The following is a 10,860-nucleotide window of genomic DNA, read 5'->3' as shown; positions in this document are numbered from 1 at the left end:
CCACGGTGCCGTCGGGGTGGTAGGTCAGGCTTTGCTGGAGTTTGCCGTAGGCATACTGGCGGATGGGCAGCGCGGTGGCGGGGTCGTAGTCGGTGCGGGTGGTTTCGGTGCCGTTGGTGGTCTGGCGTTTAGTTCTGCCAATTACCCATTTGACAAGATTATCGTAGTAAGTGGTAGCTTCTGTGCGCGCAGGGCTTCCCAAAAGTTCCACCTTCCTTGTCGATGCCATGGGACGAACAAAATTATCAAAGCTCTCGACCGAATAAGAAAACTTCACCCCTCCTTCCAGGGTATCCACCCGCTTTACCGGGCGAATCCGATAGCTGACCGGATCATCTCCCGCCGCCCCTGCCCCACCATATATATCCCGAAAAGGTTGAGATGAAGCTTCCGCATCAGTCAAATAGGTATTTACGACAGAACGAATCACTTCCCCGGAAGAGTTTACAACCCTGGTCTCAATCAGCCGCCCATCATTATCATGATAGCGAACACCGTATATATAATGGGTCGAGGTTTCATCTGGATTCTTCACCACAACCGTCTTACTGGCCGGACAACTTAAGCATGGAACTTCCGCCCCTCCATAAGTGCGACCATACGAAACAGCCCCATAATCATAACGCCACAGCATTTCCCCCAGCCCCAAGCCGGTTATACGTTTCGCATCAATTGAAAAAGAATCAAAAAAATCAGTAGTATCAAGAGCATGGGTTCTCCCGCCACCACCCTCGAAATTATTCGGCAAATCCTCCCATCCCTGCAATTGAGCCTTACATGTATCTGGAACACCGCTACGATAATGCCTTGAATATGAGAAATCAAAATCACCCCCTGCGCCAGAAGGATGCTTTATTTTAATATAAAAGCCCAAAGAACCATTCATTGAAGGCTCCGGACACCCCACATTAACGCTTCCACCACCATACAGCCCCGGAATCAAACCACCGGAATAGCTGAATTCCCAATACTGCCCACCTGGATTAGTGACCTTTGTAAGAATCGCCTCCTTAAGATTATTAAATGCCTTATTATAGTCGGGATACAAATAAGAATACTCCCATGTCCTCCCATGAGCCGTCGCCCTTACAATTTCACCTTTACTACCGTACGCAAGATCAATTCTCCGACCATCACTTGAAGTGATGCTTGTAAGAAGGTGACCAGAGTATGAGTAATTTACCCAATTCCCGGATACGTCCTCGACTCGACTAGCCAGAAACAGCACCTTAACTCGTCCTGCATAGAACTTTCTACCAGCATCGACATCGGGCGCCATACGCTCAACCCCCACGTCAAACGTAATTCTTGTACCATCACCCGTGACCGCAACGAATCCTTCACCTGGATAACCATTTGATGTAGTTGGCTTGCACGTGAAGCGAATATCACCACGCGTAGTCCAATGATAACCTCTTCCATCAATCGGAGCAGGTGTATTTGGTATTAGACTCAATATTTCCTGATCACCCTTTCCAGGAAGGTGGATATAGTTTCCTGACCATATTTCAACAACATTTGCATTGAAATGCACCTTCGGGAACCAGAGCTGCGAACAGCGAGCCGTTGCCCCATTCCCAGCTTGATTCCACTTATAAGAGGAGTCAAAAACACCATATAAATATGGAATATCGATATCCCAGACACCAAAGCCACCAATGTTTTCGGAATTATGACTACGAGCCTCTATTTTCAACCGCCGTCCCAACTGGACTGGGAGACGATTGCTTCCAGGAATATCTATGTCGACCACGGAGAATTCCGTGGCGCCATTATACAAACTGACACTTTCACCAAACAGCCCTCTTTCCAGAGGGCCAGATATCTCAGCAGCCTTGACGACCTTGGAGTATTCCTGATAAACATCAACCCAGTTGGACTGCCCCCTGGCACCCCCTGCACATGACAGGAGAAACACCCCTCCCACAACCCTACCCAAGAATCTTCCCCACATAAAAGCAACCTCCCCTATAACCCCACATTAAATTTCATTCGGATGATTTTAATCCGCGCATAAAACAAACACAGCCTCACTCAACGACAAACCCCCTGATTTAAATCCATTCTTAAAGCCCCCTCCTCTACGGCCTAACCTCCGCCACTTCCACCCCATCCAGCCCTTGCGCCAGGGTGCGGGCATCGCCGCCCTGGGCCAGTTTGATCTTCAGGCGCACTTCGTTCTGCGAGTCGGCGTAGCGGAGCGCGTCGTCGTAGCTGATCTCGCCGGCCTGGTACAGTTCGAACAGGCTCTGGTCGAAGGTCTTCATCCCGAGTTGGGTGGAGTCCTTCATCACTTCCTTCAGCTTGTGAATCTCGCCGTCGCGGATGTAGTCCTGCACCAGCGGCGTGCCGAGCAGCACTTCCACCGCCACCCGGCGGCCCTTGCCATCGACGCGCGGCACCAGTTGCTGGGCGACCACGCCCTTGAGGTTGAGCGACAGGTCCATCAGCAATTGATTGCGGCGGTCCTCGGGGAAGAAGTTGATGATGCGATCCATCGCTTGGTTGGCGTTGTTGGCGTGCAGGGTGCACAGCACCAGGTGGCCGGTCTCGGCGAAGGCGATGGCGTGATCCATGCCCTCGCGGGTACGCACCTCGCCGATCATGATCACGTCCGGCGCTTGACGCAGGGTATTCTTCAGCGCGCTTTCCCAGCTGTCGGTGTCGATGCCCACTTCGCGCTGGGTGACGATGCAGCCTTCGTGGCGGTGCACGAATTCGATCGGATCTTCGATGGTGATGATGTGGCCGCTCGAATGGCGGTTGCGATGGCCGATCATCGCCGCGAGCGAGGTGGTCTTGCCGGTGCCGGTGGCGCCGACGAAGATGATGATGCCGCGCTTGGTCATCGCCAGTGTCTTGATGACTTGCGGCAGGTTGAGCGCTTCCACCGTGGGGATGTGGGTCTCGATCCGGCGCAGCACCATGCCGACCTGGTTACGCTGGTAGAAGGCCGAAATACGGAAGCGGCCGACGCCCGCCAGGCCGATCGCGAAATTGCATTCGTGGGTTTTTTCGAATTCCTCGCGCTGCGGCGAAGTCATCACCGACAGCACCAGGTCGCGGCTTTGCTGCGAGGTCAACGGCGCCTCGCTGACCGGGCTCAGCTTGCCGTCGACCTTGAGCGTCGGCGGCATGCCGGCGGTGACGAACAGGTCCGAGGCGCGCTGCGCGGCCATCAGTTTGAGCAGGGAAGTGAATTCGGTGGGTGTGGTCATGCTGATTCTCCGCGGGGGCTGGAGCGACGGCCTGGCCGCCGCCGTGCGTCAATCGAAAAGGCGCTTGTCCTTGGCGTATTCGCGCGCTTGCTGGCGCGTCACCATGCTGCGCGCGACGAGATCCTGGAGATGCTGGTCCAACGTCATCATGCCGTGCTGCTGGCCGGTCTGGATCGCCGAATACATCTGCGCCACCTTGTCCTCGCGGATCAGGTTGCGGATGGCCGGGATGCCGACCATGATCTCCCAGGCGGCGGTACGGCCGCCGCCCGCCTTCTTCAGCAGCGCCTGCGAAATCACCGCGCGCAGGCTTTCCGACAGCATCGAGCGCACCATCGGCTTCTCGCCGGCGGGGAACACGTCGATGATGCGGTCGATGGTCTTCGCCGCCGACGAGGTATGCAGGGTGCCGAACACCAGGTGGCCGGTCTCGGCGGCGGTCAGCGCCAGGCGGATGGTTTCCAGGTCGCGCAATTCGCCGACCAGGATGTAGTCCGGGTCTTCGCGCAGTGCCGAACGCAGCGCTTCGTTGAAGCCGTGGGTGTCGCGGTGCACCTCGCGCTGGTTGATCAGGCATTTCTGCGACTGGTGGACGAATTCGATCGGGTCTTCCACCGAGAGAATGTGGCCGTACTCGTTCTTGTTGATGTGGTCGAGCATCGCCGCCAGCGTGGTCGATTTGCCCGAGCCGGTCGGCCCCGTGACCAGAATCAGCCCCTGCGGCTGGTCGACCAGCTCGCGGAACAGCGGCGGGCAGCCTAGCTGGTCGAGCGTCAGCACCTCACTTGGAATGGTGCGGAACACCGCGCCGGCGCCGCGGTTCTGGTTGAAGGCGTTGACGCGGAAGCGCGCCAGCCCGGGAATCTCGAAGGAGAAGTCGGTTTCGAGGAATTCCTCGAAATCCCGGCGCTGCTTGTCCGACATGATGTCGTAGACGAGCGCGTGCACGGTCTTGTGGTCGAGCGGCGGAATGTTGATCCGGCGCACGTCGCCATCGACGCGGATCATCGGCGGCAGACCCGCGGAAAGATGCAGGTCGGAGGCTTTGTTCTTGACCGAAAAGGCCAGCAGTTCTGCGATATCCATAGTTTTATCCCCGGTGAGCGGCCGGCCCCTGCTCCGGCCAAATAATGGGAGCAGAATAACCAGAACTCGCCGGTTTGGCACTCCGTGCTCGCGGGCGGCGGCGGCGGCCGGACGCCGCCGCCCGCATCGCGACGACGGAATCCGCCAAGCCGGTATCCTGCCCCGCTTCCCCATGGCCCCCAAGATCATGAACGACATGCGTACCGCGTCTCTTCCTCCCGTCGCTTTCATCGGCGGCGGCAACATGGCCCGCAGCCTGATTGGCGGCCTGGTGGGCGGCGGCGGCGATGCCGCATCGATCCGCGTCGCCGAGCCGGTGGCGGAACTGCGCGACGCCCTGCAACGCGATTTCGGCGCACGCGTATTCGCCGAGGCCGGCCAAGCCGCGCCGGGCGCCGGCGTCTGGGTGCTGGCGGTCAAGCCGCAGGTGATGAGAACGGTCTGCGAAGCGCTGGCCGCCACCGCGCAAGCGGAACGGCCGTTGGTCGTCTCGATCGCCGCCGGCATCACCGGCACGCAGATCGCCCGCTGGCTGGGCGGCGGCATCGCGGTGGTGCGCTGCATGCCCAACACCCCCGCCCTGCTCGGCGCCGGCGTCACCGGCCTGCATGCCAACGCCGAGGTCGATGCCGGCCAGCGCGCCAGCGCCGAAACACTGCTCGCCAGCGCCGGCGCGACCGTCTGGGTCGAGAACGAAGCGCTGATGGACGCGGTGACTGCGGTATCCGGCAGCGGCCCGGCCTACGTGTTCCTGCTGGCCGAGGCGATGCAGGCCGCCGGCGAGGCCGAGGGGCTATCGGCCGAGGCCGCCCGCGCGCTCACCATTCAGACCCTGCTGGGCGCGGCGCGCATGCTGACCCATGACGACACCCCGGCCGCCGAGCTGCGCCGCCGCGTGACTTCGCCCAACGGCACCACCCAGGCCGCGCTCGAAAGTTTCGAGCACGACGGCTTCCGCGCCATCGTCGCGCGCGCCATCCACGCCGCGCGCGCGCGCGGTGCCGAGCTCGCCGCCGCCCACGATTGAGAACACCGATGAACGCCTGTATCCGTTTCGCCCTGCCGCTCGCCATCGTCCTGGGCGCCTGCAATCGCGCGCCCGCGCCACAGCCCGCCGCCCCGGTGGGCGAGAACGCCCCAAGCCAGGCCGCCCGCGCCACGCTGGGCAACACGGTGCTGGAAGCGCGCCTGACCCGCAGCAGCGATCTGAGCGAAGCGATGGCCAAGCACTACGGCCTCCGCCGCGATGGCGATACCTGGCTGCTGATGGTTTCGCCGCGCACGGCCAACGGCGATGCCGTCACGCTCGACGGCATGGAAGTGAAGGCCCGCGCCGGCGGTCTGATCGACGCCCTCCAGCCGGTCGCCTTGCGCCGGATTGATGCCGAGGGTTTCGGCGATTTCATCGGCGAGATCGAGGCCAGGGCGCCCATGACGCTGCGGGTCGAAATCGATGCGCGCCAAGGCGGCACCCGCGCCGAAATGCGCTTCAACCGCGAATTGCCGAAGCCGTGAACACGATTGCGGGCCTCGTCCTGCGCGCGGAAGACACCGGCGATGCCGACGCCATCCATCTCGTCGTCCAAGCCGCTTTCCGCGAGGCCGCGCATCGCGGCGGCAGCGAGCAACATATCGTCGACGCATTGCGCCGCGATGGTCGGCTGAGCCTTTCGCTGGTGGCCGAATTCGGCGGCGAAATCATCGGCCACCTCGCCGCATCGCCTGTCACCATCGATGGCCACGACCTCGGCTGGCACGGCCTTGGCCCGTTGTCGGTCCGGCCGGATTGGCAGCGACGCGGCATCGGCCAGCGCCTGGTCACGGAAGCCCTGGCGCGGCTGCGCGCGGAAGGCGGCGCCGGCTGCGTCGTACTGGGCGAGCCGGGCTATTACGGCCGCTTCGGTTTCCACGCCGGGCCGGCGCTGCATCTGCCCGGTATGCCGGCCGAATACTTCCAGTCCCTGCCTTTCGATACCGCCACGCCCGAGGGCGAAGTCGCCTTCGCGCCCGCGTTCGCGGCCACCGCCTGAACCACCCGCGTCAGCGCCGCCGCACCGCCCACGCCCGCACGATCCGCGCCAGTTCACCCACGCCGTCGGTCAACGCCGCCGGGCCGGGTTGCAGGATCAACGGCGACTTCACCTCGTGCGATTCGCCATCGCGCACGGCGGGAATGGCGCTCCAGCCCGGACGCGCCGCCACTTTCTCCGGGCGGAATTTCTTGCCGCACCAACTGCCGATGACGATCTCCGGCGCGCGCCGTACCACCTCACCGGCATCGGCCAGAATGCGCTGCCGGGCCAGCGGCTCGGCGGCGTGCTCGGGAAAGATGTCGTCGCCACCGGCAATGGCGATCAACTCGGACACCCAGCCGATGCCAGTGATCGGCGGCGCGTCCCATTCCTCGAAATACACCTTGGGCCGCCGGGGCAAACGCGCGGCTTCGGCGGCGATGGCGGCAAGGCCGCGTTGCAATCCATCGGCGTATGCGTGCGCTTTCTCCGCCACGCCCACCAGTGCGCCGAGCCGGCGGATGTAATCGAGAATGCCCGCCACGCTGCGATGGTTGGCGATCCACACCTCCACGCCCCGGCGTACCAGTTCGGCCGCGATATCGGCCTGCATGTCGGAGAAGCCGATGACGAAATCCGGCTTCAGCCGCAGGATTTCGTCGATCTTCGCCGAAGTGAACGCGCTGACCTTCGGTTTCTCCCGGCGCGCCCTCGGCGGCCGCACGGTAAAGCCGGAGATGCCGACGATGCGCGCCGCCTCGCCGAGCGCGTAAAGCGTTTCGGTCGGCTCCTCGGTCAGGCAGACGATGCGACGCGGGCCTGTCACGGCACCTCGCCCGGCCCAGGCCGCCGCCGCGTGCATCGACGCGGCGCGCGCCCGGGCGGCATGTTCACGGATACAGCATCCGCTTCGACCAGCCGCGATCGTCGCCACGTTCGTACAGCCAGCGCTCGTGCAGACGGAACTTGGCGCCATGCCAGAACTCGATGGCGCGCGGCACCACCCGGATACCCGACCAGTCGTTCGGGCGCGGCACCGGCCGGCCTTCGAACTCGCGCTCGAAGTTCTCGATACGGTGCTCGAAGCACTCGCGCGCATCCAGCGTGCGCGACTGCTCCGAGGCCCAGGCGCCGATCTGGCTCATGCGCGGGCGGCTGGCGAAATAGGCATCGGCCTCTTCGTCGCAAACCGCTTCGCAATCCCCCTCGATCCGCACCTGCACCCCGGCTTCGCCGACGTGCGGCCACCAGAACAGCAGCGCCGCCCGCGGTTGCGCGGCGATTTCCTCGCCCTTGCGGCCATCGGTGTGGCTGTAGAAGACGAAGCCGCGGGCATCGAACGATTTCAGCAGGACGATGCGCGCCGCCGGCCGCCCCGCGCGGTCGACGGTGGCGAGCGTCATGCCGGTGGCGTCGGCTTCCAGCGGCTTGGCTTGCTCGAACAACCTGGCGAAGGTGTCGAGGGCTTCGGTCAACAAAAGAGGCGTGTCCATTGCGGTATTGTCTCGCGATGAGCCACGCGATGCACGCCACCTCCGCCCCGTCCCGAAGCCACGCCAATCTGGTGCTGGTCGGGCCGATGGGGGCGGGCAAAACTTCCATCGGCAGGCGGTTGGCCGAGATGCTGGGCCTCGCCTTCATCGATACCGACCGGATGCTGGAAACGCGCACCGGCGCCAGCGTGTCCGACATCTTCACTTGCGAGGGCGAGGCCGGCTTCCGCAAGCGTGAATCCGCCATGCTCGCCGAACTGCTGGCCGGCCACGGCCAGTTGATCGCCACCGGCGGCGGCGCGGTGCTGGCCGAAGCCAACCGCGCGCAACTGGCGGCGCACGGCTTCGTGGTGCACCTGGGCGTGAGCGTGGAGGAACAACTCGGCCGATTGGCGCGCGACCGCACCCGCCCGCTGCTGCAACGGCCCGACCGTGAGCAGGTGCTGCGCGATCTCGCCAGCGCGCGCGCGTCGCTGTATGCCGAAGTCGCCGACCTCACCTTCGATACCGACGGCCAGACGCCGGAAACGGCCTGCCGCATGCTGTTGCCGCTGCTCCGTCGGCAATGGCTTGGAGAGGCGGCATGAACGCGCGCGCGCAGCGAGTCGAAGTCGGCGGGCCATCGCCCTACCGCATCGACATCGGCCCCGGCCTGCTGGGCAATGGCGCACTGCTCGGCGAGCGCTGGCGCGGCCGTCACGCTCTGATCGTCAGCGATGGACACGTCGCGCCGCTTTACGCCGAAGCCGTGGCGGCAACCCTGCACGCGGCCAGGCCCGAAGCCCGCCTCGCCACCCACGTGATCGACGCCGGCGAGGCGCACAAGACGCTGGACACCTTCGGCGGCGCGATCGACGCGCTGGCCGCGCTGGGCGCCACCCGCGACGCCTGCGTGTTCGCGCTCGGCGGCGGCGTGGTTGGCGACCTGGCCGGCTTCGCGGCCGCCTGCTGGATGCGCGGCATCGACTGCGTGCAGTTGCCGACCTCGCTGCTGGCGATGGTCGATTCGTCGGTCGGCGGCAAGACCGCGGTGGACATCCCGGCGGGCAAGAACCTGGTCGGCGCTTTCCACCCGCCGCGCGCGGTCGTCATCGATACCGACGTGCTGCGCACCCTGCCGCCACGCGAACTGCACGCGGGACTGGCCGAGGTGGTGAAATACGGCGCGATCTTCGATGCCGGCTTCCTCGCCTGGCTGGAAACGAACGCCGACGCGCTGCTGGCGCTCGATGCCGAGGCCCTGGCCGAAGCCATCGCCGCCAGTTGCCGTTACAAGGCGGCGGTGGTGGCGCGCGACCCCTACGAACAAGGCGAGCGCGCGCTGCTCAACTTCGGCCACACCTTCGGCCACGCGATCGAGGCCGAGCAGGGCTTCGGCGAGCTGGTGCACGGCGAGGCGGTGGCCATCGGAATGGTATTGGCGGCGCGACTGTCCGCGCGCCTGGGCATGGCGGACGAAACGGACGCCGCGCGTCTGCGGGCATTGCTGGAAAAATTCGGCCTGCCGGTGGCGATTCCGCCGGGCTTGCACGCCGATGCGCTGCTTGCGCGGATGCGGCTGGACAAGAAGGCCAATGCCAGCGGGCTGCGCTTCGTGTTGCTGGAGGGTATGGGGCGCGCGCGCGCGCTGGGCGGCGTGGACGAAGCCGAGGTGCGGGCGGTGTTGAAGTAGCGGCCTCGCCAACCCGTACAATCCCCCCATGCGCCTGCTCCTGCAACAACGGCCCGATGGCCGCGAAGCGCCGCGCTTCGCCCAGCTCACCCTGCAACCCGATTTGCTCGGCGGCTGGGAATTGCTGCGTGAAAGCGGCCAGCAAGGCAGCCGCAGCACGCTGCGCCGCGAACAGTTCCTGGACCAGCCGAGCGCGCTGGCCGCACTGGAAAAAGCCCGCGACGCGCAACTGAGGAAAGGCTTCCAGCTGATGTTCGCGCGCGGCATCGACACCCCTCGCTGAAGGAACCGACATGACCCCGAAGAACGACCGCTTCCTGCGCGCATTGCGCCGCGAACCCGTGGATTGCACGCCGATCTGGCTGATGCGCCAGGCCGGACGCTATCTGCCGGAATATCGCGCCACCCGCAAGGCGGCCGGCAGTTTCCTGGCGATGGCGAAAAACCCGGACATCGCCTGCGAGGTGACGCTGCAACCGCTGCGCCGCTTTCCGCTGGACGCGGCCATCCTGTTTTCCGACATCCTCACCGTGCCGGACGCGATGGGGCTGGGTCTGTATTTCGTCGAAGGCGAAGGCCCGAAGTTCGAACGCCCGGCGCGCGACGAGGCGGCCATCGCCAACCTGGCCGTGCCGGACATGGAAACCGAGCTGGGCTACGTGATGGACGCGGTGCGCACCATCCGCCGCGAGCTGGATGGCGGCGTGCCGCTGATCGGCTTCTCCGGCAGCCCGTGGACACTGGCCTGCTACATGGTGGAAGGCGGCGGCAGCAAGGATTTCGGCCGCATCAAGGCGATGGCCTACAGCGCGCCGGCACTGCTGCACAAGCTGCTCTCGATCACCACCGATGCGGTCATCGCCTACCTGTCCGCGCAACGCGCAGCCGGCGCGCAGGCGTTGCAGGTATTCGACACCTGGGGCGGCGTGCTGTCGCCGGCGCTGTATGGCGAGTTCTCGTTGAAGTACCTGCAACGCATCGCCCGGGAACTGGAACGCGGCGAAGGCGACGAACGAGCGCCATTGATCCTCTTCGGCAAGGGCAATGGGCCGTACCTGGATCAGCTCGCCGCCAGCGGCGCCGAGGCGCTGGGCGTGGACTGGACGGTCTCGCTGGAAGACGCCTGCTGGCGCAGCAAGGGCAAGGTGGCCTTACAGGGCAATCTCGACCCCGCCACCCTGTACGCCTCGCCGGCGGCGATCCGCGCCCAGGTGCGCGAAACGCTCGACAGCTACGCCAACGGCAACGGCGGCTCGCGCGATGGCCATGTCTTCAACCTGGGCCACGGCATGTCGCCGGACATGGACCCGGAACACGTCGCCGTGCTGGTGGACGAAGTCCACGCCTACAGCCGGCGCTGACGCCCGTTTCCACCCCGC

Annotated in this window: 12 protein-coding genes; 7 read left to right on the top strand and 5 right to left on the bottom strand. The window is 64.5% G+C overall.

Annotated features, from left to right (window positions below; translation table 11 throughout):
- The 3 genes from EBB59_RS13525 to EBB59_RS11735 all read right to left on the bottom strand — a co-directional run.
- On the bottom strand, nt 1–1,918 hold a 1,918-nt coding region (locus EBB59_RS13525; protein WP_147455579.1), incomplete at its 3' end, for a hypothetical protein.
- 163 nt (nt 1,919–2,081) lie between these two features.
- Complete coding sequence (locus tag EBB59_RS11740) at nt 2,082–3,218, bottom strand: PilT/PilU family type 4a pilus ATPase (RefSeq protein WP_122102335.1); 1,137 nt, start codon at nt 3,216–3,218, stop codon at nt 2,082–2,084.
- A gap of 48 nt (nt 3,219–3,266) precedes the next feature.
- On the bottom strand, nt 3,267–4,304 hold the full coding sequence (locus tag EBB59_RS11735; protein WP_122102334.1) for a type IV pilus twitching motility protein PilT: 1,038 nt from the start codon (nt 4,302–4,304) through the stop codon (nt 3,267–3,269).
- Between the two features lie 172 nt (nt 4,305–4,476).
- Between EBB59_RS11735 and proC the strand changes: the two genes are divergently transcribed.
- From proC to EBB59_RS11720, 3 genes are read left to right on the top strand one after another with little or no spacing between them, the layout of a single operon-like run.
- Nucleotides 4,477–5,331 (top strand): pyrroline-5-carboxylate reductase, encoded by an 855-nt coding sequence (proC, locus tag EBB59_RS11730; RefSeq protein WP_211327741.1) that lies wholly within the window; start codon nt 4,477–4,479, stop codon nt 5,329–5,331.
- Between the two features lie 8 nt (nt 5,332–5,339).
- Nucleotides 5,340–5,819: a DUF4426 domain-containing protein gene (locus EBB59_RS11725; RefSeq protein WP_122102333.1), complete on the top strand. Its 480-nt coding sequence runs from the start codon at nt 5,340–5,342 to the stop codon at nt 5,817–5,819.
- Entirely contained in the window at nt 5,816–6,334 is a 519-nt protein-coding gene (locus EBB59_RS11720) for a GNAT family N-acetyltransferase (protein ID WP_245979288.1), read from the top strand. Before EBB59_RS11725 ends, EBB59_RS11720 begins: the two co-directional genes overlap by 4 nt.
- 10 nt (nt 6,335–6,344) lie before the next feature.
- Here the strand turns inward: EBB59_RS11720 and EBB59_RS11715 are convergent, their stop codons facing one another.
- Both EBB59_RS11715 and pdxH read right to left on the bottom strand, forming a co-directional pair.
- A complete protein-coding gene (locus EBB59_RS11715; RefSeq protein ID WP_245979287.1) occupies nt 6,345–7,142 on the bottom strand; it encodes an ABC transporter substrate-binding protein in 798 nt (265 codons plus the stop codon).
- Between the two features lie 64 nt (nt 7,143–7,206).
- Complete coding sequence (pdxH, locus tag EBB59_RS11710) at nt 7,207–7,809, bottom strand: pyridoxamine 5'-phosphate oxidase (protein WP_122102331.1); 603 nt, start codon at nt 7,807–7,809, stop codon at nt 7,207–7,209.
- Between the two features lie 29 nt (nt 7,810–7,838).
- On the opposite strand from pdxH, the gene EBB59_RS11705 reads away from it, so the two are divergent.
- Genes EBB59_RS11705 through hemE form a run of 4 tightly spaced genes read left to right on the top strand, consistent with a single transcriptional unit; the run spans nt 7,839 to nt 10,842 of the window.
- Complete coding sequence (locus tag EBB59_RS11705) at nt 7,839–8,396, top strand: shikimate kinase (protein WP_245979285.1); 558 nt, start codon at nt 7,839–7,841, stop codon at nt 8,394–8,396.
- On the top strand, nt 8,393–9,481 hold the full coding sequence (gene aroB, locus EBB59_RS11700) for a 3-dehydroquinate synthase (RefSeq protein ID WP_122102330.1): 1,089 nt from the start codon (nt 8,393–8,395) through the stop codon (nt 9,479–9,481). The genes EBB59_RS11705 and aroB overlap by 4 nt, the downstream gene beginning before the upstream one ends.
- Nucleotides 9,482–9,509: 28 nt before the next feature.
- Complete coding sequence (locus EBB59_RS11695) at nt 9,510–9,764, top strand: WGR domain-containing protein (protein WP_122102329.1); 255 nt, start codon at nt 9,510–9,512, stop codon at nt 9,762–9,764.
- A 10-nt stretch (nt 9,765–9,774) separates the two neighbouring features.
- Nucleotides 9,775–10,842: a uroporphyrinogen decarboxylase gene (gene hemE, locus EBB59_RS11690; RefSeq protein ID WP_122102328.1), complete on the top strand. Its 1,068-nt coding sequence runs from the start codon at nt 9,775–9,777 to the stop codon at nt 10,840–10,842.
- The last annotated feature ends 18 nt before the right edge of the window (nt 10,843–10,860 follow it).

The organism is Solilutibacter pythonis, assembly GCF_003697345.1.
Classification (GTDB): domain Bacteria; phylum Pseudomonadota; class Gammaproteobacteria; order Xanthomonadales; family Xanthomonadaceae; genus Solilutibacter; species Solilutibacter pythonis.
Note: the sequence above shows the minus strand (reverse complement) of the source record. Positions and strands in the feature narration are given on the sequence as shown.